Annotated in this window: 20 protein-coding genes and 1 tRNA gene; 10 read left to right on the top strand and 11 right to left on the bottom strand. The window is 68.1% G+C overall.

The genetic code is table 11. The features are described 5' to 3' along the window. Positions 1–451: 451 nt before the first annotated feature. From DSX2_RS01495 to DSX2_RS01485, 3 genes are all read right to left on the bottom strand, one after another. Positions 452–528: transfer RNA gene (locus tag DSX2_RS01495), tRNA-Pro, on the bottom strand. Positions 529–815: 287 nt separating this feature from the next. After that, positions 816–1829 (bottom strand): AmmeMemoRadiSam system radical SAM enzyme, encoded by a 1014-nt coding sequence (gene amrS / locus DSX2_RS01490; RefSeq protein ID WP_020879258.1) that lies wholly within the window; start codon positions 1827–1829, stop codon positions 816–818. Positions 1830–1842: 13 nt separating this feature from the next. Further along, a complete protein-coding gene (locus DSX2_RS01485) occupies positions 1843–2208 on the bottom strand; it encodes a hypothetical protein (RefSeq protein ID WP_020879257.1) in 366 nt (121 codons plus the stop codon). Between the two features lie 153 nt (positions 2209–2361). Between DSX2_RS01485 and purM the strand changes: the two genes are divergently transcribed. Further along, the gene (gene purM, locus DSX2_RS01480; protein WP_020879256.1) at positions 2362–3423 is read left to right on the top strand and encodes a phosphoribosylformylglycinamidine cyclo-ligase; all 1062 of its coding nucleotides are present in this window, start codon (positions 2362–2364) and stop codon (positions 3421–3423) included. Between the two features lie 133 nt (positions 3424–3556). On the opposite strand, the gene DSX2_RS01475 is transcribed toward purM, so the two are convergent. Beyond that, on the bottom strand, positions 3557–4849 hold the full coding sequence (locus tag DSX2_RS01475; RefSeq protein WP_020879255.1) for a radical SAM protein: 1293 nt from the start codon (positions 4847–4849) through the stop codon (positions 3557–3559). A 128-nt stretch (positions 4850–4977) separates the two neighbouring features. Here DSX2_RS01475 and DSX2_RS01470 point away from each other — a divergent pair, with 128 nt between their 5' ends. Then, positions 4978–6228, top strand: a complete 1251-nt coding sequence (locus tag DSX2_RS01470) for a tetratricopeptide repeat protein (protein ID WP_020879254.1) — start codon at positions 4978–4980, stop codon at positions 6226–6228. A 107-nt stretch (positions 6229–6335) separates the two neighbouring features. Here the strand turns inward: DSX2_RS01470 and rpsI are convergent, their stop codons facing one another. The 6 genes from rpsI to DSX2_RS01440 form a co-directional block, all read right to left on the bottom strand. After that, on the bottom strand, positions 6336–6728 hold the full coding sequence (gene rpsI, locus DSX2_RS01465) for a 30S ribosomal protein S9 (RefSeq protein WP_020879253.1): 393 nt from the start codon (positions 6726–6728) through the stop codon (positions 6336–6338). Positions 6729–6756: 28 nt separating this feature from the next. Next, positions 6757–7185, bottom strand: coding sequence for a 50S ribosomal protein L13 (gene rplM, locus DSX2_RS01460; protein WP_020879252.1), 429 nt, complete (start codon positions 7183–7185; stop codon positions 6757–6759). Positions 7186–7272: 87 nt separating this feature from the next. Continuing rightward, positions 7273–8193 carry a class I SAM-dependent methyltransferase gene (locus DSX2_RS01455; RefSeq protein ID WP_020879251.1) on the bottom strand — a complete coding sequence of 307 codons (921 nt, stop codon included), beginning with the start codon at positions 8191–8193 and terminating at the stop codon, positions 7273–7275. Continuing rightward, on the bottom strand, positions 8190–8969 hold the full coding sequence (locus tag DSX2_RS01450) for a hypothetical protein (protein ID WP_020879250.1): 780 nt from the start codon (positions 8967–8969) through the stop codon (positions 8190–8192). Before DSX2_RS01450 ends, DSX2_RS01455 begins: the two co-directional genes overlap by 4 nt. Before the next feature lie 23 nt (positions 8970–8992). Beyond that, the gene (locus DSX2_RS01445) at positions 8993–9679 is read right to left on the bottom strand and encodes a hypothetical protein (protein ID WP_020879249.1); all 687 of its coding nucleotides are present in this window, start codon (positions 9677–9679) and stop codon (positions 8993–8995) included. Positions 9680–9700: 21 nt separating this feature from the next. Continuing rightward, entirely contained in the window at positions 9701–10945 is a 1245-nt protein-coding gene (locus DSX2_RS01440; protein ID WP_020879248.1) for an HD domain-containing protein, read from the bottom strand. A gap of 101 nt (positions 10946–11046) precedes the next feature. On the opposite strand from DSX2_RS01440, the gene DSX2_RS01435 reads away from it, so the two are divergent. Beyond that, positions 11047–11529 (top strand): CBS domain-containing protein, encoded by a 483-nt coding sequence (locus DSX2_RS01435; protein ID WP_020879247.1) that lies wholly within the window; start codon positions 11047–11049, stop codon positions 11527–11529. Between the two features lie 166 nt (positions 11530–11695). Here DSX2_RS01435 and DSX2_RS01430 read toward each other — a convergent pair whose 3' ends face one another. Then, positions 11696–12709 carry an HD-GYP domain-containing protein gene (locus tag DSX2_RS01430; RefSeq protein WP_020879246.1) on the bottom strand — a complete coding sequence of 338 codons (1014 nt, stop codon included), beginning with the start codon at positions 12707–12709 and terminating at the stop codon, positions 11696–11698. A 584-nt stretch (positions 12710–13293) separates the two neighbouring features. Here DSX2_RS01430 and mraZ point away from each other — a divergent pair. From mraZ to mraY, 7 genes are read left to right on the top strand one after another with little or no spacing between them, the layout of a single operon-like run. After that, the gene (gene mraZ, locus DSX2_RS18500) at positions 13294–13740 is read left to right on the top strand and encodes a division/cell wall cluster transcriptional repressor MraZ (RefSeq protein WP_020879245.1); all 447 of its coding nucleotides are present in this window, start codon (positions 13294–13296) and stop codon (positions 13738–13740) included. After that, positions 13741–14712, top strand: a complete 972-nt coding sequence (rsmH, locus tag DSX2_RS01420; protein WP_020879244.1) for a 16S rRNA (cytosine(1402)-N(4))-methyltransferase RsmH — start codon at positions 13741–13743, stop codon at positions 14710–14712. Continuing rightward, positions 14705–14998, top strand: a complete 294-nt coding sequence (locus DSX2_RS01415; protein ID WP_020879243.1) for a hypothetical protein — start codon at positions 14705–14707, stop codon at positions 14996–14998. Before rsmH ends, DSX2_RS01415 begins: the two co-directional genes overlap by 8 nt. A gap of 12 nt (positions 14999–15010) precedes the next feature. After that, a complete protein-coding gene (locus tag DSX2_RS01410; protein WP_020879242.1) occupies positions 15011–17005 on the top strand; it encodes a penicillin-binding transpeptidase domain-containing protein in 1995 nt (664 codons plus the stop codon). 1 nt (position 17006) lies between these two features. Further along, positions 17007–18464 carry a UDP-N-acetylmuramoyl-L-alanyl-D-glutamate--2,6-diaminopimelate ligase gene (locus DSX2_RS01405; RefSeq protein ID WP_020879241.1) on the top strand — a complete coding sequence of 486 codons (1458 nt, stop codon included), beginning with the start codon at positions 17007–17009 and terminating at the stop codon, positions 18462–18464. Further along, positions 18455–19852 (top strand): UDP-N-acetylmuramoyl-tripeptide--D-alanyl-D-alanine ligase, encoded by a 1398-nt coding sequence (gene murF, locus DSX2_RS01400; protein WP_020879240.1) that lies wholly within the window; start codon positions 18455–18457, stop codon positions 19850–19852. Before DSX2_RS01405 ends, murF begins: the two co-directional genes overlap by 10 nt. Beyond that, positions 19853–20929 (top strand): phospho-N-acetylmuramoyl-pentapeptide-transferase, encoded by a 1077-nt coding sequence (mraY, locus tag DSX2_RS01395; RefSeq protein ID WP_020879239.1) that lies wholly within the window; start codon positions 19853–19855, stop codon positions 20927–20929. The last annotated feature ends 8 nt before the right edge of the window (positions 20930–20937 follow it).

The raw sequence follows: 20937 nt of genomic DNA, 5'->3' as shown, positions 1-20937 counted from the left end.
CCGAGATCTACACTCTTTCCCTACACGACGCTCTTCCGATCTGGGGGGTGGACAGAATGGCCACCGAAACAAAAGTCATCTTACCAGGAAGCAAGAAAGAGAAGGGCGCGCGCGATGACCTAGCTGCCCGTCTGGAGCGGGCGGCTGCAAGATCATGGATCCAAGGAGAGCATCTGGTTCTTCGTGTCCCGACACGGCAACATGCCGAGTATATTGAAGGAATGGCGAAAGACCTGGATCTTGAAGCCAAAAAATGGAAGGTCAAAGGGTGGAAAATCGAAATCGTGCCAGAGTCTTGATGGGACACTGGTGGGACAATTGACTGGAATAATTCTGGATCAGCGTGGACCACCTGGGACAAATTTGGGACACTTCACCCGAAAAAATGCAGAAAGCCGCGACTTTTTCTCATCGCGGCCCTTGCATTATTGCCTTGAATTACATTGCTTTTTGGTCGGGGCGAGAGGATTTGAACCTCCGACGTTCAGCTCCCAAAGCTGACGCGCTACCAGGCTGCGCTACGCCCCGACGGAAACGGATGCCTACTGGAAAAGGCGCAGGCTTTCAAGCGCGGAGGGGGAGATGGACTCCGCGCCGGGGCCTGTGGCGGCAGGGGACGCGGCCCATTGCCCGTCCGTCGCCCCGTTTCGGCAGCGACGCTCCCCGAGGCCGGACCCGGAAGGTTTCTTGCCCGAAACAGCGCCGGGACAATGCCGGGACAGTGGCGGGACGCGGCGTGGGGACTGTCCGGGCGTGTCGCGGCGCGGGGCGTTCGTCTTTTCCGGTCTTCTTTTCCGTCTTCCGGACGTGCCCGGCTACTTCCAGACCCCGTCCAGCTCCTGGCCGCACTGCGGGCAGGCGCCGTTTTCCAGGCGCTGGCCGCGCACCGTGAAGCCGGAGCGCTCGATGCACACGCAGCCGCACCGGGGGCAGGCCGTCTCGTCGCTCGGGTGGCCCGGGACGTTGCCCACGTAGACGTAGGCGAGCCCCGCCTCCTTGCCGTGGCGGTAGGCCGCCTCCAGGCGCGCGACGGGCGTGGGGCCGCGGTCGGTGAGGTGGTAGGTGGGGTGGAAGCGCGAGACGTGCCAGGGCGTCTCGGTGCCCAGCTCCTTGGCGATGAATTCCGCGATGGACGTGAGCTCGGCGTCCGAATCGTTCCAGCCCGGGATGACCAGGGTGGTGACCTCCAGGTGCCAGCCGAGCCGCCGGATGTGCTTCAGGTTCTCGAGCACGGGCGCCAGGCGTGCGCCGCACAGCTCCTTGTAGAAGCGCTCGGTGAAGGCCTTGAGGTCGATGTTGGCCGCCTGGATGAGCGGGCCGAGCTCGTCGAGGCAGCGCGGGGTCATGAAGCCGTTGGACACGAGCACGTTGCGCAGGCCGTTTCGCAGGGCCAGCCGGGCGGTCTCCTGCACCAGCTCGAAGAAGATCGTGGGCTCGGAGTAGGTGTAGGAGATGGTGGCCGCGCCGAGCTCCTTGGCCGCGCGCACGAGATCCTCGGGCGTGGTCTTCTGGCCCTCCACGCGGCCGCCGGACTTGGGCGGCTGGGAGAGCGACCAGTTCTGGCAGAAGCCGCAGGAGAGGTTGCAGCCCATGGTGCCGATGGAGAACGAGGTCGTGCCGGGCAGGAAGTGGTAGAGCGGCTTCTTCTCGATGGGATCGAGGTTGGCCGCGGCCACGAGGTCGTCCACCAGGGTGTAGAGCGTTCCGCCCCGGTTCTCGCGCACGCCGCACTTGCCGCGCGCGCCGTCGGCGATCACGCAGTACTGGCAGCACAGGTCGCAGTGGACCTTGTTGTCTGCCAAGGGCTTCCAGAGCATGGCCTCGCGCATGGCGGCCTCCTTCTTATTTCGGGCGCGGCACCGGCCGCGGCCTCGGCGGCACCGGCTGGACGGGGTAGGGCACTATCGGCTCGATGACGTAGGGCGTCTGCTGCTGCTGGTCCGTGTTGTCGAACTTGCCCGGCGGCGGGGTCTGCATGATGTCGTCCCCGGTGGCCGGGTCCGTGCCGATGACCGGGCTGCCGGTCGGCCCGCCGGTGCCCATCTGCAGGTCACGCCGGTCCTTCGCCGTGTCGGGGTTCGGCGTGTAGCCGCTCTGCTGCGCCCAGGCCGGGACGGCCATGAGCATGCACAGCGCCAGCAACCCCAGGGCCACCAAAAAAACGTGACGCCGGGGTGGGCGCGTGTCATTATTCTTTCGTCTGTCCATGTCGCGTTCCTTCCGGACCGGATCGTCCGCCGCCAGGGCAATTCCCGGGACGCGGCGCGGGGCGCGGCCCGAGGCCGGGTTTCGCTTGCGATTCGGGGCTGAACCCCATATACATCCTTCCACCTTTTGGGGGAATTTATCAAGGACCATGCCATGAGTGATCGCGCATCAGCCTACACGGCAGCCGGGGTGAACATCCAGGCCGCCAACTCCTTCATCGACGGAATCAAGAAGATGGTCGGCTCGACCTTCACCAAGGGGGTCGTCACGGACATCGGCGGTTTCGGCGGCCTGTTCAAGCCCGACATCTCGGGCATGCAGGAGCCGGTGCTGGTGGCCGGAACGGACGGCGTGGGCACCAAGCTCAAGCTGGCCTTCGACTTCGACCGTCACGATTCCGTGGGCATCGACCTCGTGGCCATGAGCGTCAACGACATCCTGGTGCAGGGCGCCAAGCCGATGTTCTTCCTCGACTACTTCGCCACGGGCAAGCTCGACGCGCAGAAGGCGACCACGGTGCTCGCGGGCATCGTGGAGGGCTGCCGCGAGTCCGAGTGCGCCCTGCTCGGCGGCGAGACCGCCGAGATGCCCGACTTCTACGCCGACGGCGAGTACGACCTCTCGGGATTCTGCGTCGGCATCGTGGACAACGCGCGCATCGTGGACGGCTCGAGCGTGGCCGTGGGCGACAGGATCGTGGGCCTCGCCTCCTCGGGCGTGCACTCCAACGGCTACTCCCTGGTGCGCAAGCTCCTGGCCGAATCCGGCCTCAAGGGCGACGACACCTTCCCCGGCACCGAACAGAGCGTGGCCGACGTCCTGCTGACGCCCACGCGCATCTACGTGAAGCCCATCAAGGCCGTGCTGCGCGACCTCGAGGTCAAGGGCATGGCCCACATCACGGGCGGCGGCTTCTACGACAACATCCCCCGCGTGCTGCCGCGCGGCGTGGCCGCCCGCATCCGCTTCGGGAGCTGGAAGATGCCGCCGGTCTTCGACTGGCTGAAGGAGCAGGGCAGGCTCTCCTGGCCCGAGATGCTGCAGATCTTCAACTGCGGCATCGGCTACGTCTGCATCGTCAGCCCGGACATCTGCGACGACGTGGTCGGCCGCCTGTCCGGCGCGGGCGCCCCGGCCACGGTCATCGGCGAGATCGAGGCCCTGGACAAGCACGAGGAGCAGGTGGTCGTCGACTTCCCGCCCGAGTGCGCGTAGCGCAAGCGGCAGACATAAAAGCGAAAGGGCGCCCTCCGTTAGGAGGGCGCCCTTTCGCTTTTTGAACGGCCTGGAACAGGAGGCGTCGCCGGGCCGATCGTCCACGGCTCCGGGTTGGAGCACGGCAGTGCCGCTACCTCGGCCGGTCGGGCTCCAGGTAGGGGTTGAAGTAGCCGAAGCCGATCCAGGGACAGGCCTTCTTCAGCCGCTTCATGAAGTTTGCGAGGCCCATGGACGGGCCGGACACGGCCTCCTCGCCCAGGGCCTGCTCCATGGTCGCGAGGTAGAGCTCGGGGTCGAGGTTCAGGTTGCGCATCTGGATGAAGTCGAGCCCGGTGGACTCGACCAGCCCCGCCAGGGCGTCGTACTCCGCCTCGCTGTCCGAGAAGCCCGGGAAGTAGAGGAAGTTGAGCGAGACGTGCAGCCCGTGGGCCTTGGCCTCGCGGATGGTCTCGCGCACGTCCTCGAAGGAGTAGCCGCGCGGCCGGTAGTAGGCGGCGTAGGCCTCGGGCCGGGCGGAATTGAGGCTCACGCGGATGGAGTCGAGCCCGGCTGCGGCCAGGGGGGCCATGGTCGCGGGCAGGCTGCCGTTGGTGTTGACGTTCACCGTGCCCTGCCCGCCCTGGTCGCGGAACAGCCGGACGGCCGAGGCGATGGTCTTGGCCTCGGTCAGGGGCTCGCCCTCGCAGCCCTGGCCGAAGGAGAAGATGGGCTTCTTGGCCTTTGCGCCGTGGGCCTGCATGACCTCCACGATCTCCTCGGGCGTGGGGCGGAAGGTGATGCGGTCCTGCGTGGCGCAGAAGCCGGAATCCGGCGGCTGGGCCGAGATGCAGCCCAGGCACGAGGCGTTGCAGCTCTGCGCCGTGGGCAGGGGGCACTCGAAGCGGCCGAGCGCCAGGTTGCGCGCCGCCGGGCAGGAGTAGGTCAGGGCGCAGCCGCCCAGGTGGCGCACGAGCCGGTTTTTGGGAAAGCGCTTGAGGAGCTGTTCCGCGCCGCGCCGGATGCGCTCGGGGTCTATGTTCGTGAAGACCTGGCGCATGTCCGTGTCCACGCGCTTGGCCGCGACGTAGAACCGGTCCTCGAAGAAGCCCACGGCGCCATAGGCGAAGAGCGGCAGCACGGGGGCGCCCTCGCGCGTGGCGTAGGCCGCGGTGGCGCAAAGCGTGTGGGCCGGGCAGACGAAGGCGGCCACGGCAAGGTCGTCGAGCACGGCGGCCTCGCCGGATTCGGGGTCGAGCCCCACGGCGCTGCGGCCCTCGAGCAGGAAGAGGTCCGAGCCCTCGGGCAGGGGGATCAGTTCGTCCGGCCGGGGCAGGGCCAGCTCGCGGCCCCGGCGCACGACCATGAGCAGATCCGGATGCTCGACGATCTGCCCGTCCGGCGTCGCGGCCAGCAGGCTCGGTGTGATGTGGCGTCGTTTGGACATGGCGGCGGTTTGAGCACAGAGTCGCGCAAAAGGCAACGCCCGGCCGCGCGGCCCTCGCCGTGAGAATGACGTTTGACCGATACGCGCGGGCGGTGCTAGGCAGAGGTGGGGAAAGACAGGGGGGCATCATGCCGCGCATTCTCGGCGTCTATTACAGCGAGAAGACGGATCATGTGGGCGAGGGCGGCACGCGCAAGGCCGTGGTCACGCGCGTCTACTGGTTCGTCCTGCGCTCGGACGAGGAGGGCTACCTCATCCAGCCGCTGAACGCGGAGAACATGCCCGCCGGTTTCACCAAGCGCGTCAGCCGCGCGGATTTTCTCAGGGACTTCGTTCCCGACCCCGGCCACTACTCCGAGCACGTGGAGAGCATCCTCGAGCGGCTGCGCTCGCGCATCGGCAGGAACGAGGGCTACGTGGACCTCTCCGGCCTCGAGCGCAAGGAGCGGCTCATGTTCAAGGCGCTGCAGGCCGCGGACCGCAGGAAGGCGGACGCCGCCGGGGGCGGACAGGCGGACGGAGCGGCCAAAGGCGCGGAGGAGGGAGACGGCCCCGCGCCGCAGTCCGGCGCGGCCGCGGCCGGGCAGCGCCTGGCCAAGGAGCTGCTCGCGGCCCTGCCCAACATGGGCGAGGTCTCCTTCGACTTCACCTGCGAGGTCAACGCGCGCAGCATCGAGCTGCGCAAGGAGGGCGACTACGAGGCCGCCATCCACCACTACCGGAAGGCCCTGCGCCTGAACCCCGAGGACGACCACCTGCTCTTCAACCTGGCCCGCGCCTGCTGGCACAGCGGCGAGAAGACCGCCTGCGCCGAGTACCTGGGCAAGGCCCTGGCCCTGAATCCGGAATTCGAGCAGGCCCGCCTGTTCCTCGACTTCGTGGCCCGCAAGCTCAAGGGCAAGGGCGCGGCCGCCGCGACCTCTCCGGATGCGGCGCCCCAAGGCGGAGCGGAATCAGGGGCCGGGGCTGCGGCCGCCGAGGCGTCCGCAGACGCAGAGGCCGGGGACGTGGCGGCCGAGGACGTGGCGGCCGAGGACGTGGTGCTGGAACGCCGCGCCGCGCCGCGCGTGGTCCTGGACGTGGAGGTGCGCTGCACCGTGGTGGGCAAGGGCGGCGAGTGCGAGCACCTGGTGCGCGACCTGTCGCTGTCCGGGGCGCTCCTCGAGCTTTCGCCCGACATGCCGCAGCCCGTCTTCAGGAAGGGCGAGAAGGTCATGCTCATGCCGCAGGAAGGGCTCGTGGGAGAGCTCATGGGCACGCGCAAGGCCGAGATCGTCTGGTGCTCCGGCCGCCGCTTCGGGATCTGCTTCACCAAGCCGCTGTCCACGGGGGAGCGCTCCCTCGAGGAGTGCCTGGGCGAGTTGTCGGCGGAGGAGTAGGCCCTTCGGCGAGCCGGGCCGTCTCCGAACGGCCGGAAAAAAGCAAACGGAAAAAGGCGGGGCCCTTTCGGGTCCCGCCTTGGATATGCGAGGAGAGGCGTAGCGGCTTAGCGCTTGGAGTACTGGTAGCGGGCGCGAGCCGAACGCAGACCGTACTTCTTGCGCTCCTTGACGCGCGAATCGCGGGTCAGGAAGCCGGCCTTCTTGAGCACGCCGCGCATCTCGGGGTCGACCGTGAGCAGGGCGCGGGAGATGCCGTGACGCACCGCCTGGGCCTGACCGGCCACGCCGCCGCCGGCGACGTTGATGCGGATGTCGAATTTGCCCAGCGTCTTGGTCAGGTTGAGCGGCTGGCGGATGATCATCTGCAGCGTCGCCCTGGGGAAGTACTCCTCGTAGGGACGGCCGTTGACGATGATGTCACCCTTGCCCTGGTAGATACGGGTGCGCGCGACAGCGTTCTTGCGCTTGCCGGTGCCGTAGAAAAATTCCTGGCTCATGTTCGTGCTCCGGTCCTAAATTTTGGCCCTAGATGTCGAAGGGCTTGGGCTCCTGGGCTCCGTGCGGATGCTCGGGCCCGGCGTAGATCTTGAGCTTCTTCAGAAGCTGGCGGCCCAGGCGGTTCTTCGGCAGCATGCCGCGCACGGCGAGGCGGATGACCTCTTCCGGCTTTTTGGCGAGCTGGTCGCGCAGGCTCGTTTCCTTGAGACCGCCGGGGAAGCCCGTATGGCGGTAGTACTTCTTGTCCAGCAGCTTGTTGCCGGTGACCTTGATCTTCTCGGCATTGACCACGACCACGAAGTCGCCGTTGTCCATGTGCGGGGCGAACTCGGGCTTATGCTTGCCGCGCAGGCGCATGGCGATCTGGGTGGCAAGCCTGCCGAGGATCTTGTCCTGGGCGTCGACCATGAGCCAATCGCGCTTGATGTCCTGCGGGGTGGGGGTCCAAGTTTTCATGTTACGCGTCTCCTTGCGGAATCATCACTCAAAGGAGGGATTGCATAGACGCTTTGAAAGAGGCTGTCAAGCAAACCCTCGTAAATTTCATCTCGCCGGTTTCTCGGCGACGACCGTCACGTCGCCCGAGAGAATGACCTTCCGCCAGCCTTCCGTCAACCTCGGCCAGCGGCTGCGGCCGATCTTCCACCACAGGCGGTGGAGCAGGTCCACGGGCATGACCAGGCCGTGGGCCAGGCGCTTGGGCAGCCCGGCGAAGAGCCCCATGCGCGCGAGCGAATAGAGGCCGTTTCGCCCCGGCGCCACGAAGAGCGGCCTGAGCCCGGAGGCCTCGAGCAGGGACAGCGCGCCCAGGTGGGAGATGTTGAAGAAGCTGTTCTTATGGAAGGGCTCGAGGAAGGCCATGGTGGCGATGAAGCGGCCGCCGGGCCTGAGCACCCGCGCGACCTCGGCGCAGCCGCGGTAGGGGTGGGAGAGGTGCTCGAGCACGGCCATGGAGAGTACGAAGCCGAAGGACTCGTCCGCGAAGGGCAGGGCGTGGGCGTCGCAGAGCAGCGGCGCGGCCTCGGCCGCATAGTCGGCGCCCGTCCAGGTCCAGCCCGCGCGCTCCACGGCCGCGCGGTGCCTGCCCCGGCCGCAGCCGAGGTCCAGGGCGGGCTCTCCCCGGCGCTTCGCGGCCGGGAAGTGGCTCAGGAGCACGGGCGCGAGATGGGTCGTGCGGGGAAGGCCGGAGAAATCCACCTCCGGCGCCGGGTTGGCGCGCAGGGGCGCGAGGTCGATGCCGGGGGGCACGGCCGCGGCCCGGCCGAGGACCGCCTCCTGCATGACGCGCAGCGGCGCGCGCAGGCGCAGGTCCGGCCGCCCGCCCTCGCCGCCGCCGCTCCCTCCGGGCGCGGGATCGTAGACCGCGCCGCAGGCGGGGCAGGAGAACCCCGGCCCCGGGCCCGACAGGCCGCCCCCGCAGGCCGGGCAGCGCAGGATGCGCACGATCTCGGGGGAGAGCGTCATGCGTTCTGTCCTCCCGGGGCCCCGGGCAGGCCCGACGAGCCTGCCGGCAGAATCTCCTCGCCCTGCTCCCCGTCTTGCCCGATCCCCTCCGGTGGCGATTCCGGGAGCGGCTCTTTCGCGGGAACCGGAACGCACTCGGCGAGCACGAAGAGCATCAGGCCGAAGATGAAGAAGGTGGAGAAGACGATGGAGGCGCTGAAGGTCGCGAGGGTCAGCGTGCCGCTGATGAACGTGGGCAGGGTGACGCCGAGCACGTAGGTCAGCGCCGCGCGCACGATGAGCATGGTCGCGTTGAGGGACAGGGCCAGGGCGAGCATGCGGCGCGCCGCGAGGCTGTGCCGTCTGGACGGCCGGGCCGCGGAGAGCAGGTCGCGGGCCATGAGCAGGAGCACGGCCGCGATGGTCAGCGAGAAGAAGATGATGCGGAACTGCTGGCTGCCCAGGGGGGAGATGGCATAGCAGATGGGATAGGCGACGCACGAGACCAGGAGCAGGCGCAGCAGGGGAGAGGGCGACCAGCCCAGGAAGCGCCGGATGCCGGTCCAGTGCAGCATGAGGCAGCTGATGAAGAGGATGTTGGCGACGATGATGTTCAGCAGCCAGGGCGAGAGGGGACGCAGGGCGACGAAGAGATAGCCCGTTGCGCCGCAGGCCGTGGCGCAGGCCCAGTAGCCCGGGCCGCGCAGGGGGAGGCGCATGCGCGCGAGGATCAGGAAGCAGACGCAGCCCGAAAAGCTGGTCAGGCAGGCTATTCCGGCGAGCGTGGTGACGTCCATGTCTCTTTTCCCCAGGTCCCTTCTCAGTCCCGCAGGTTCCGGACCGGGCGTGCCTCGGCCTGCAGGCGCTCCACAACGACGAGCCCGAGTCCCGCGAGGAGGAGGGCCATGAAGGCCACGGCCACGAGCATGGCCGCCATGGTCACCGGCCCGGAGACGAGCAGCGGAAGCGTGGCCCCGAAGACGTAGGTCAGCGCGGCCCGCACCAGGAGAAACGCCGCGTGCAGCAGGAACGCGGCGGAGAGCAGCAGACGCCCGGGGCTGCGCGCGGGCATGCCGATGAATAGCTCGCGGGTGATGATCAGGAAGATGCCGGACAGCAGGAGCGAGATGAAGATGATGCGAAAGCCCAGGCTGCCCTGGGGCGAGAGGGTGTAGGCGGCCGCGAAGGTCGCTGTCACGGACAGCAGGAGCAGCGCGAGCAGGAGGAAGGAGGGCGGACGTCGGCCGAGGAAGAGCCTGAGGCCTGTCCAGAGCAGGCAGAGGGCCGCCACGGCGAGCACGTTGCTGGCGAGGATGCCGAGGAGCCAGGAGATGCCGGGGCGCAGGGAGATGAAGGAGAAGACCACGCCGACGCAGCCGCTGGCCGCGCTCCACCAGCCCGGGCCGTGCAGGGGAAGCCGCAGGCGGAGCATGGCCCAGAAGGCCGCGCAGCCCACGAAGCTGATGATGGCCACGGCCACGGTGAGGGTGCGGATGTCCAGATACATGACGGGTCGAGCCGGGCGGGATCAGTCGAAGTCGGCCAGGAGCGCGCCTATGTGCACGCCGTGCTGGAAGGGCTCCTGGGCGTACTGGCCCCGGATGCGCCACAGGGCCTGCTGCAGCTGGTCGGAGGTGATGCCGTTGCGCACGGCGGTGTAGGCCTCGAGGAAGGCCGCGAGGTTGTCGCAGATCTTCAGCAGATGGCCGTCCTTGGGGTCGAACTCGTCGCAGTTGTAGGACTCGCCGAGCGTCCTCCAGTCGATCTTGAGCTGCTTGCCGTCCTTCTTGCGGACCACGGTCTCGAACTCCGAGCCCACGTCCAGGCCCAGGAAGTAGCTGAGCCGCGCGGCCAGGTCCTCGGCGCCGCCGCGCCGCAGGGGGCCGAGCACGCGGCTCTCGAGCTCGGCGTGTTCGTATTCCTGGATGATGTCCGCGATGCCCTCCACGCTGCGCTTGACCGGCGAGATGATGTCGCGCGTGAGCAGCTCGGGCAGGTCGTGCACCAGACCGGCGAAGAAGTTGTTGATGCGCCGCGCCCGGCAGGCGGAGAGCTCGAGCGAGAAGAAGTAGGCGCAGGCCGCGACCACGAAGAGGTGGCCGAGCACGGTGGTCTCGGGGATGCGCGGGGTCTGCGACCAGCGGGTCTGGAAGCGCAGCCTGCCGCACAGGCTCGCGAAGCGCTCGAGGGGCGAGCCCTCGCGCAGGAGCTCCGGCACCCCGGCCAGGTCCGCGTGGGAGGCGAGCGTGTTCTGGAAGTCGCTCTCGATCTCGTCGAACTCCTCGTCCCAGGGGTTCAGCTGCTTGATCAGGGAGAACTCGTAGCGGCTGGCGTAGATGTGCGCGGCGTGCAGGATGCGGCCCGCGAGGTCCTGGTGGTCCGGCACGGCGAGATAGGCGCGCAGCCGCGCGGTGAACTCGTCGCCCACCACCTGGATGCGCGGCGCGAGCTGGCCCACGACCCAGGCCGTGAGGCGGCGGTAGTGCTCGGGGTTGGCCTTTATCTTATAGAAGACGGGCGGCTTGATGTCCGTGATCACCAGCCGGTAGAGGTAGTCGAAGAGCCCGCCCTCGACCACGGCCTCGCCCAGGGCCAGCTTCTCGGAAAGCGGCATGCCCCGCGAGTTCAGCTCGTAGAGCATCCAGGCGACCATCATCTTGTGCCCCTGCTTGTCCACCTCGTAGAGCTCGATGGGACGGAGCTTGTCGTTCCACCGCTTCATGGACGACCCGGAGAAAATGAGCTGCAGGAGGCTCTTGCGGATGCTTGGCATGGATGCCCGGTCAGGTTAGAGGAGTGGGACGCTGTACAGGCGGCCACTGTAGCGGTGGCCCCGGCAAAGCACAAGGCGCAACACGCGAACGGGAGGAGACGATGATTCTGCGCAAAAGGGCCTGGGATGTGATGCGGGAGGACTTCGAGACCATCCGCGAGAACGCCACCCTGGGCGAGGTGATGAACAAGATGCGTGAGCGCCTGAGGGAGCAGCCCGAGGCCCACCTCATGGTCGTGGTCACCGAGCTCGGCAAGCTCGCGGGCGTGGTCACCGCCTGGGACGTGCTGCGCGCCGCCGAGGACTGCGTCCTCAAGGAGGACGTGAGCAACGTCGACGAGGCCGACTGGGACGCCGCCTTCGGCCGCGCCTGCATGCTGTGCTGCGGCACCGAGGTCAGGAAGATCATGCACCGGGACACGCCCATGGTGAAGCCCGGCGATCCGCTGCTTCTGGTCCTGAACGCGCTCATCGAGTCCAAGCGCAGCTGGGTCGTGGTGGAGGAGGGGGGGCGGGCCATCGGCGTCATCCTCATCGGCGACCTGTTCCGCGAAATCACCCACGAGATGGTCAAGGTGCTGTAGGCGCCGAAAGCGGGCTCGACGCCGCGCGCGCCGACGCCGCGAGAAGACGTTCGAGGGCCCGGATGAGGCGGGGCACGGCCATGGGCCGCGTCCCGCCTCGTCCGGGCTCTTTTCGTGCATCGGGAGGTGCGGAGGCGGCCTCGGGGAGCCGCGCGGGGGCGCCCGGCTACTTGCCGGTCAGGACGATGGCCTGCAGCGCCCGGGTCATGCGCGGGTCGTAGCGCTTCTCGTCCTTGACCAGGGCGGCGCAGGCGTCGGCCGGGCTCATGGCCGGGGCGAAGGGCCGCTTCACGATCATGGCGCAGTAGGAGTCCACGGCCGCGCACAGGCGGCCGAGGGGAGAGATGTCGTTGCCCTTCTGCTTCTGGGGGTAGCCCGAGCCGTCCATGCGCTCGTGGTGCTCGCCCACGCAGGCCTCGACCTCCTTGAAGCGCAGGTCGAGCTTGCCGAGCATCTCGATGCCCGTGGTGGTGTGGGCCAGGATCTTGGCCTGCTCGTCGCGCGAGAGCGCCTGGGTCTTGGTGCGCAGGAAGAGGGGGATCTTGCTCATGCCCAGGTCGTGCACGAAGAGCCCCACGGCCAGATTGTCGAAGACCTTGCGCTTGACCTGCTGCTTCTTCAGCTCCTCGGCGTTGAGCCGCAGGTAGAGCGCGAGCCCCATGATGCCGCAGTTGACCGAGTGCGCGGCCAGGGTGTGCTCGGCGTGCAGGCGGCGCATCAGGGCGCGGATGCGGTAGATGTCGTGCCAGAGGTATTCCGTGAGGACCATGATGTCCTCGTAGAGGCGGTCGTAGGCGGCCTTGACCGGCTGCTCCAGGAAGTTCTCCATGCGCATGGTCAGGGCCTGGGCGAAGATGTCCGCGATCTCGCCCTCCTGGAGGTTCTTGTCCACCAGGATCAGGTCGAGCTGGTGCGCGATGTGCTTGACGTAGATGTGGTGGTCCTTGCGGGAGACGAAGATGAAGCCTTCGTGGACCAGCCGGGAGAGCTCCTCCACCCGCTCGTTGGACAGGCGGTCCCCGGCGCGGAAGAAGGTCTCGATGCGCGCGATGTCCTCGCGGAAGAGGAAGATGTCGAGCGGGGGCCGGTACTTCGAGAAGCTGTCGAGGATGTCGCCGCTGATCTGGTAGTATTCCTCGTTGAGATTCTCCGGGACATCGGAAAGCTTTTTGTCGGCCATATGGTCCCTTCTCGGGGTTCGTGAGCCTCGTCCTGGACACCCGCGCCGCCGCGCCGGCCGCGGAGGCTGGAATCTGCGAAGCCGGATCCGGCCCTCCCGGAGCCGGAGGCGCCTGCCTCGTTCCGACACTTTATAGTCAGGTAGGCTTACAGACTTGCAGGCCGCGTTGCAAGCCTGGATTCTCGGAAAGCCTTTTGTTTCCGCGCATTCCGGCCCAGGCTGCGGCGTTTTTCCCACCTCGCGCCCACTCGGGGCGCGCACAAGCCCCTGAAAAGGGCTCGGTCGCTGGCATACGGCCCTCTCGGGCAGCCGGTGGGAGAGAGTGGTAGCCGCTTTCTCCCACCGCTCCTGGACCACTGTTGCATCGGCGTGACGTTGCCAAAAGGTGTCCTATTACATGCCTCGTGAATTGTTTTTAACATCATGTTTTTATTCTATTTATTTTTTACTGCATTTTTTCTTTCACCTTTCTGCAAAAAAAAGGAACCGAAAAAGGGAGAGGGGGGTTGACATTTTCGGGGGGTTCCGTGAAGAGGTTGTGGGAAGAAGTGGTAATTAGTGGTAAAGCAGGTGGAGAGATCAGGATGTTCCGCGGCCATTCATACCGCAGCATAGACCCGAAGGGCAGGCTCATGCTTCCGCCCGAGTTTCGGGACATCCTGGTCAAGGATGACGCAGGAGGCAGGCTCATGCTCGCCAAGTTCGACAACTGCGTCGTCGGCTATCCCCTGTCCGAGTGGAGTCACATCGAGGCCAGGTTCGCCCAGATCAAGAACCCCAACCGCAAGGTCCGCGACTTCATGCGCTTCTTCATCGGCGGCGCGCAGACCGTCGAGCTGGACCGCCAGGGGCGCGTGCTCATTCCGCAGAGCCTGCGCGGCTATGCGCACCTCGACAAGGACGTGGTCCTGGTCGGGGTCGGAATCAAGTTCGAGATCTGGGACAAGGCCGGCTTCGAGGAGATCGAGGCGCAGGACTTCGACAACGTTTCGGACGACATCGCCGCCACCGGCATCGAGGTGGGCTTTTAGATGGGCCACGACGAAGGGAAGGGCGACTGGGGGCACCTGCCCGTCATGCCCTCCCAGGTCGTGGAGTTGCTTCGGCCGCGCAACGGGGGCCGCTATCTGGACGGAACGCTCGGCATGGGAGGCCATACCGAGCAGATCCTGAAGGCGAGCGGAGGCGAGGCCGAGGTGCTGGGCCTGGACCGCGACGAAGCGGCCCTGGCCACGGCGGAACGCAGACTGGGGGGGTACAAGGGAAAGGTTCATTTGTGGCATGGTCCGTTCAGCAGGTTCGAGGACGCGATGAGGCAGGTCGGGTGGAATAGCCTGGACGGCGCTTTGGTCGATCTCGGCGTTTCGAGCCTGCAGCTCGACACGGCCGAGCGCGGCTTTTCGTTCCTGCGCGACGGCCCCCTGGACATGCGCATGGACCCCTCGGCCGGAGCCGTGCCTGCCTCGGCCCTGGTCAACAAGGCATCTTTCCAGCGCCTCGCGGAGATCATCGGCGACCTGGGCGAGGACCCGCTCGCCGGGCGCATCGCCCGCGCCATCGTCGCGGCCCGCGAGGAGGCTCCCATCGAGACCACCGCACGGCTCGCGGCCATCGTGGAGCAGGCCTACCCCGCCAAGTGGCGCCGCACGGCCAGGAACCACCCCGCCACCCGCACCTTCCAGGGCCTGCGCATGGCCGTGAACGACGAGCTCGGCGAGCTCGACGCCTTTCTTTCCTCCGTCATCGACTACCTCGCGCCCGGCGGCCGCCTGGCGGTCATCTCGTTCCACTCCCTGGAGGACCGCATGGTCAAGCGGGCCTTCAAGCGCGAGGCCCAGGGCTGCATCTGCCCGCCGCGCCAGCCCATGTGCACCTGCGACCACAAGGCCCGCGTGAAGATCCTCACCAAGAAGCCGCTCACGGCCTCGGACGAGGAGCAGGCGGCCAACCCCAGGTCCCGCAGCGCCAAGCTGCGCGGCGCGGAGAGGCTGGCAGATGCTTAAGGTGCTGCTCGGCTCACGGGGCGACCTCACGGCCCTCCTTCTTCTCCTGGCGCTCCTCTTGACGCTCGGGCTCTCCCTCGTCTGGCTGAACATCGAGCGCTGGGACCTGGCGTACCGCATCGAGCACCAGGAGCAGGAGCTGGAGAACAAGACCGCCCTGGTGGCCAAGCTGGAGGTCGAGCGCAGCAACCTGCTCTCCCCCCAGCGCATCCGCGAGATGGCTCAGCAGTTCGGGCTGGCCCAGGCCAAGTCCGGCCAGATCAGGCACGTGGAGGCGGGGCAGTAGCCCCGGACGGCCATGACCGGCAAATCGACGAGCAACAGGAAGGCCCGGGTGCGGCGCCAGACCGCGACGGTGCGTCCCTCCGGGGACGGCCGCTGGCGCATCTGGGCCGTGGCCGCGTTCTTCGCCCTGGCCTGGGTCGGGCTCTGGGTGCGCGCGGGCTACGTGCAGATCGTCGAGGGCCCCTGGCTGGCCGAGCAGGCCAAGCGCCAGCACCTGGCCGCCGACTTCGAGCGCGGCGAGCGCGGCGAGATACTGGACCGCGACGGCCGCCAGCTCGCCCGCAGCGTGCGCTTCAACTCCGTGTACGTGAACCCCGTGGAGATCGAGAACCGCGAGGCCGTGGTCCGCGCCCTGGCCAAGGACCTGAGCCAGTCCCCGGCCGAGATCCGCAGCAAGATCACCACGCGGCGCAGCTTCGTGTGGATCGCCCGCTACGTGGACGACCGCGCGGCCCTGGCCGTGAGCCAGGAGAAGCTGCACGGGGTCTACCTGACCTACGAGTACGGCCGCCTCTACCCGAACAACAGCCTCGCCGGGCAGGTGCTCGGCTTCGTGGGCGTGGACGGCAAGGGGCTGGACGGCGTCGAGCGCTCCATGGACGACTCCCTGGCCGGGGGCAAGGCCGAGTTCGTGGTCCAGCGCGACGCCGTGGGCCACCGCCTGTACCTCGACGCCCAGGGCCGCGAGATGGACATCGACGGCCACGACGTGACCCTGACCATCGACGCCCACATCCAGGACCTGGCCGAGACCGCCCTGGCGAACGTGGTCACCAAGTACAACGCCCGCGCGGGCGTGTGCATCGTGGTCGACGTGCCCACGGGCGAGATCCTGGCCCTGGCCAACTTCCCGTTCTTCAACCCGAACATCTACCGCCGCCAGCCCCTGGACGTGATGCGCGACCGCGCGGCCATGGACGTCTACGAGCCGGGCTCCACCATGAAGCCCTTGATGGTGGCCGCCGCCCTGCAGGAGCGCCGCGTCACGCCGGACACCCGCTACTTCTGCGAGGACGGCAAGTGGAAGTTCCTGCACCACACGATCCACGACGACATCCACTCCTACGGCTGGCTGACGGTCAGCGACGTGATCCGCTACTCGTCGAACATCGGCGCGGCCAAGATCGGCCTGGACCTCGGTGCGCCGACCTATTACAAGTACCTCACCAAGCTCGGCTTCGGCGAGCGGCCCGGACTCCTCCTGCCCGGCGAGGGCAGGGGGCTTCTCAGGCCGCCCGGCGAGTGGGGCGAAATGGGACTCGCGAACATCGCTTTCGGCCAGGGCATCGGCGTCACGCCGCTGCAGCTGGCCAAAGCCTATTTGTGTCTGGCTGACGGAGGAGTGCTCAAGCCCCTGCGCCTGGTCAAGGACCCGCCCGGCCCCACCGAGCCGGGCGTGCGCGTTTTCGACGAAGAGGTCACGCGCAAGGTGCGGCAGATGATGATCGGCGTCGTCGAGAACGCCGGCACGGGCGTCAAGGCCCACATCGACGGCATGGTCGTGGGCGGCAAGACCGGCACGGCCCAGAAGGCCCTGCCCGGCGGCGGCTACGGCAAGAACTACCTCTCGTCCTTCGTGGGCTTCATCCCCGGCGACAAACCCAAGTACCTGATCCTGGCCATGGTCGACGACCCGAGCCGCGTCTTCTACGGCTCCATGGTCGCGCTGCCCGTGGTGCGCCAGGTGGCCGTCGGCACCCTGGCCTACACCTGCCAGCTTCCGGGCAGCGCGGACTGTCCCGTGGACGTGGCCGCCAAGGACGCGGACGGTTCGCAGGTCGTGGCCAAGGTCGAGCGGCCCGAGGCCGCTCTCGCGGACGGCAAGGTCCCGGACGTGTGCGGCATGCCGCTGCGCCGGGCCGTGGAGATACTCGCCCGGCAGGGCGTGGTCCCGAAGCTCGAAGGGCACGGCGCGGTGGTGCAGAAGCAGTCTCCCTCGGCCGGAGAGGATTGGCCCAAGAAGGCCCCAACTTTCACCTTGTGGCTCAAAAGCTATGCGGAATCCTGACATGACATCGGCGCTCAGCAGGCAGTGGACGGATCTTCTCGCCAGGGTCGGCGAGGGGCTCATGGTCTGGACGCACTCGGGCAAGGTCCGTCCGGGCGACGTCTTCGTGGCCGTTCCCGGGGCCAAGGTCGACGGCGCCGTCTTCATCCCCCAGGCGCTCGAGCGCGGCGCGGCCTTCGTGGTGGCGCGCAACGCCGAGGGCTGGCCCGCGAACGCCAAGGCCGAGCTCGTGCTGCACCCGGACCCGGCGCGCGCCCTGGGCGAGCTGGCCGCGGCCTACTTCAGGACCCGCGCCCATCCCTTCAAGCTCGTGGGCGTGACCGGCACCAACGGCAAGACCACCACGGCCTATCTCGTCGAGTACCTGATGCACGCCAACGGCCGCCGCGTGGGCGTGCTCGGGACCATCAACTACCGCTGGCCCGGCGTGGTGCTCGAGTCGCAGCTGACCACCCCGGACTGCTGGAAGACGCACGAGCTGTTGGCCAACATGGCTCGCGCCAAGGTCGAGGCCGCGGTCATGGAGGTCTCCTCCCACGCCCTGGACCAGGCCCGCGTGGCCGGGCTGCTCTACGACGTGGCCGTGATGACCAACCTGACCCAGGACCACCTGGACTACCACGGCACCATGGAGAACTACCTCGCGGCCAAGAGCAGGCTCTTCAGCGAGTACTCCGCCCCCGGCCGCACCGCGGTGCTCAACTGGGACGACCCCTCCTGCCTCATGCTCCTGCGCTCCATCCCCGGCGCCGTGGGCTACGGCCTGACCCAGCCGCCCGAGGGCGACTTCCGCGCCCTGAACGGACGCCTCGTCTCCTCCTCGGCCGCGGGCATGGAGCTCGAGATCATGTGGGAGGACCGCACCATCCACATCTCCTCGCCCCTGGTCGGCCGCCACAACGCGCAGAACATCCTGGCCGCCATCGGCGCGGGCCTCGGGCTCGGCCTGCCGCTCAAGGCCATGCGCGTGCTGAACGACTTCTACGGCGTGCCCGGACGCCTGGAGCGCGTGCCCAACCCCAAGGGGCTGAACGTCTTCGTGGACTACGCCCACACCCCGGACGCCCTCGAGAACGTGCTCTCGGCCGTGAAGTCCCTCCGGCCCAAAAAGCTCGTGGTGGTCTTCGGCTGCGGCGGCGACCGCGACCGCACCAAGCGGCCGCTCATGGGCCATGCCGTGGCCTCGTGGGCCGACGTGGCCGTGCTGACCTCGGACAACCCGCGCAACGAGGACCCCTTCCGCATCATGGACGACGTGCGCCCCGGCCTGGCCGGAGCGGCGCAGGTCGTGGAGGAGGTCGACCGGCGCGAGGCCATCCGCGTGGCGCTCGAGGGGCTCGGCCCCGAGGACGTCTGCGTGATCGCGGGCAAGGGCCACGAGATGTACCAGCAGATCGGCGAGCTGAAGTTCCCCTTCAACGACGCGCAGGTGGTGCGCGAGGTGCTCGAATGCGCGTGAGCCTGGGCGAGATCGCAGCCGCGCTCGGCGTGGACGTGCCGCGGGAGGCCATGGGTCTCGCCGTGCGCCGCGCCGTGGCGGACAGCCGCCAGGCCGGGACGGGCGACCTCTTCGTCTGCCTGCCCGGCGAGCGCGCCGACGGCCACGACTTCGCCCCGAAAGCGGTGGAGCAGGGCGCCGTCGCGGTCCTGGCGGCGCGGCCCCTGCCGGGCCTCGGCGCGCCGGTGCTCGTGGTGCCCGACGTCCTGCGCGCGCTCGGCCGCCTGGCCCGCTGGTGGCGGCTTCGCTGCAAGGCGCGCGTGGTGGCCGTGACCGGCTCCGCGGGCAAGACCACGCTCAAGGAGATGATCGCCCAGGTCCTGGGCGCGCGCTTCGTGGTGGCCAAGAACCACAAGAACTTCAACAACCAGCTCGGCCTGCCCCTGACCATTCTCGGCACCTCCGGCGCCGAGGACCACTGGGTGCTCGAGCTCGGCATCAGCAAGCCCCACGACATGGAGGAGCTCGGCTCCGTGGCCCTGCCCGACATCGCCGTGGTGCACAACATCGGCCCGGCCCACCTCGAGGGGCTCGGCGACCTCGCGGGCGTGGCCCGCGCCAAGGCCTCGCTGCTCGGCTTCGTGCGTGAGGGCGGCACGGCCGTGGTCAACCGCTGCTACCCGGAGCTCTGGGAGGCGGCCAAGGCCTACGACGTGAAGACCGTCTCGCTCTCCACCGATCCCGCCGTGCCCGCCGACGTGCTCTGCCGCTACGCTGGCGCCGCCGGGACGGGCACGGGCAGGTTCGAGCTCAGCGTGCGCGGCAGGGAGATCGCCTGCGAGCTGCCCTATCCCGGGGCGCACTTCGCCGAGAACGTGGGCGCGGCCTTCGCCGTGGCCTCGCTTTGCGGCATGGACCTCGCCGCCACGGCCGACGCCCTGGCCCATCCCGTCCATGTCGAGGGCCGCTTCTGCTGCCGCGAGGCGGGCTGCGTGACGCTCATCGACGACACCTACAACGCCAACCCGCTGTCCATGCGCAGCGCCGTGGACTGCGCCGCGCAGATGGCCGCGGGGCAGCCCCTGGCCCTGGTGCTCGGCGACATGCTCGAGCTCGGCGGCGGGGCCGAGGAAGAACACCGCGCGCTCGGCCGCTTCATCGCCGAAAGGCCGGTCATGGCCCTGTTCTGGCGCGGCACGATGGCCGAGGCCGTGCGGGCCGGGCTCGCGGAGGGCGGCTTCGCGGGCGCCTTCGCCGCAGCCGGGGACGCCGAGGGCCTCGCCGCGGCCTGGGCCGAGAAGGGCACGGACAAGGGAGTGATCCTGGTCAAGGGCTCGCGGTCCTGCCGCATGGAGGAGTTCCTGAAGGTCCTCGACGACATTTTCTGCACGCAGGGGGAGGAGAAATAGATGCTGTACAACCTGCTCTTCCCGCTGTCGGACCAGTTCAGCGCGCTGAACGTCTTCCGCTACATCACGTTCCGCTCCATCTACGCCTTCCTCACGGCGCTGATCATCGCCATCGCCTTCGGCCCGGCCATGATCCGCTGGCTGACCAGGCTCAAGTGCGGCCAGTGCATCCACGAGGACGTCAAGGCGCACGCTTCCAAGGCGGGCACCCCGACCATGGGCGGCCTGCTGATCATGGCCGCCTGCCTGCCCGCCACGCTGCTCTGGGCGGACATCAGCAACTCGCGCGTCTGGCTCGTGCTCCTGGTCTTCTGCGGCTTCGGCGCGGTGGGGCTCTACGACGACTACCTGAAGGTCTGCCGCCACAAGAACAAGGGGCTCTCGGCCAAGGCCAAGTTCCTCGGCCAGATCGTGGTGGCGGGCATCGCCGTGGCCGTGCTCCTGCGCGACCCGGCCTACTCCACCAAGCTGGCCGTGCCTTTCTTCAAGAATTTCCATCCGGACCTGTTCTGGATGTACGTGCCCTTCGCCATCCTGGTCATGGTCGGCGCCTCCAACGGCGTGAACCTGACCGACGGCCTGGACGGCCTGGCCATCGTGCCCACCGTGGTCGCGGCCGTGGTCTTCGGCGTCTTCGTCTACGTGGCGGGCAACGTGAAGATGGCCGACTACCTCCAGGTGCCCTACGTGCCCGGGGTGGGCGAGATCACGGTCTTCTGCTCCTCGCTGCTCGGCGCGGGCCTCGGCTTCCTCTGGTTCAACGCCTATCCGGCCCAGATCTTCATGGGCGACGTGGGCTCGCTCTCGCTCGGCGGCGCGCTCGGCTTCGTGGCCGTCACGGCCAAGCAGGAGCTGCTGCTCGTGGTCGTGGGCGGCCTCTTCGTCATCGAGACCCTCTCGGTCATCGTGCAGGTGGGCTACTTCAAGATGACCGGCGGCAAGCGCATCTTCCGCATGGCCCCGCTGCACCACCACTTCGAGATGAAAGGCATCCCGGAGTCCAAGATCATCATCCGCTTCTGGATCATATCCGTGCTCTTCGCCCTGGTGGCGCTCAGCACGCTCAAGCTCAGGTAACACGAGGT

Origin of the sequence: Desulfovibrio sp. X2 (assembly GCF_000422205.1) — a bacterium.
In the GTDB taxonomy this organism is placed as follows: Bacteria; Desulfobacterota; Desulfovibrionia; order Desulfovibrionales; family Desulfovibrionaceae; genus Alkalidesulfovibrio.
This window is presented reverse-complemented; position numbering and strand designations above follow the sequence as displayed.

What these genes read in the sequence shown, in the direction of transcription:
- amrS (WP_020879258.1), bottom strand. Translation starts at nt 1,829, where the DNA reads ATGCGCGAGGCCATGCTCTGGAAGCCCTTGGCAGACAACAAGGTCCAC.
- DSX2_RS01485 (WP_020879257.1), bottom strand. Translation starts at nt 2,208, where the DNA reads ATGGACAGACGAAAGAATAATGACACGCGCCCACCCCGGCGTCACGTT.
- rsmH (WP_020879244.1), top strand. Translation starts at nt 13,741, where the DNA reads ATGGGCCACGACGAAGGGAAGGGCGACTGGGGGCACCTGCCCGTCATG.
- DSX2_RS01415 (WP_020879243.1), top strand. Translation starts at nt 14,705, where the DNA reads ATGCTTAAGGTGCTGCTCGGCTCACGGGGCGACCTCACGGCCCTCCTT.
- DSX2_RS01405 (WP_020879241.1), top strand. Translation starts at nt 17,007, where the DNA reads ATGACATCGGCGCTCAGCAGGCAGTGGACGGATCTTCTCGCCAGGGTC.
- DSX2_RS01435 (WP_020879247.1), top strand. Translation starts at nt 11,047, where the DNA reads ATGATTCTGCGCAAAAGGGCCTGGGATGTGATGCGGGAGGACTTCGAG.
- DSX2_RS01445 (WP_020879249.1), bottom strand. Translation starts at nt 9,679, where the DNA reads ATGTATCTGGACATCCGCACCCTCACCGTGGCCGTGGCCATCATCAGC.
- purM (WP_020879256.1), top strand. Translation starts at nt 2,362, where the DNA reads ATGAGTGATCGCGCATCAGCCTACACGGCAGCCGGGGTGAACATCCAG.
- DSX2_RS01450 (WP_020879250.1), bottom strand. Translation starts at nt 8,969, where the DNA reads ATGGACGTCACCACGCTCGCCGGAATAGCCTGCCTGACCAGCTTTTCG.
- DSX2_RS01470 (WP_020879254.1), top strand. Translation starts at nt 4,978, where the DNA reads ATGCCGCGCATTCTCGGCGTCTATTACAGCGAGAAGACGGATCATGTG.
- DSX2_RS01430 (WP_020879246.1), bottom strand. Translation starts at nt 12,709, where the DNA reads ATGGCCGACAAAAAGCTTTCCGATGTCCCGGAGAATCTCAACGAGGAA.
- mraZ (WP_020879245.1), top strand. Translation starts at nt 13,294, where the DNA reads ATGTTCCGCGGCCATTCATACCGCAGCATAGACCCGAAGGGCAGGCTC.
- DSX2_RS01440 (WP_020879248.1), bottom strand. Translation starts at nt 10,945, where the DNA reads ATGCCAAGCATCCGCAAGAGCCTCCTGCAGCTCATTTTCTCCGGGTCG.
- rpsI (WP_020879253.1), bottom strand. Translation starts at nt 6,728, where the DNA reads ATGAGCCAGGAATTTTTCTACGGCACCGGCAAGCGCAAGAACGCTGTC.
- DSX2_RS01410 (WP_020879242.1), top strand. Translation starts at nt 15,011, where the DNA reads ATGACCGGCAAATCGACGAGCAACAGGAAGGCCCGGGTGCGGCGCCAG.
- murF (WP_020879240.1), top strand. Translation starts at nt 18,455, where the DNA reads ATGCGCGTGAGCCTGGGCGAGATCGCAGCCGCGCTCGGCGTGGACGTG.
- rplM (WP_020879252.1), bottom strand. Translation starts at nt 7,185, where the DNA reads ATGAAAACTTGGACCCCCACCCCGCAGGACATCAAGCGCGATTGGCTC.
- DSX2_RS01455 (WP_020879251.1), bottom strand. Translation starts at nt 8,193, where the DNA reads ATGACGCTCTCCCCCGAGATCGTGCGCATCCTGCGCTGCCCGGCCTGC.
- DSX2_RS01475 (WP_020879255.1), bottom strand. Translation starts at nt 4,849, where the DNA reads ATGTCCAAACGACGCCACATCACACCGAGCCTGCTGGCCGCGACGCCG.
- mraY (WP_020879239.1), top strand. Translation starts at nt 19,853, where the DNA reads ATGCTGTACAACCTGCTCTTCCCGCTGTCGGACCAGTTCAGCGCGCTG.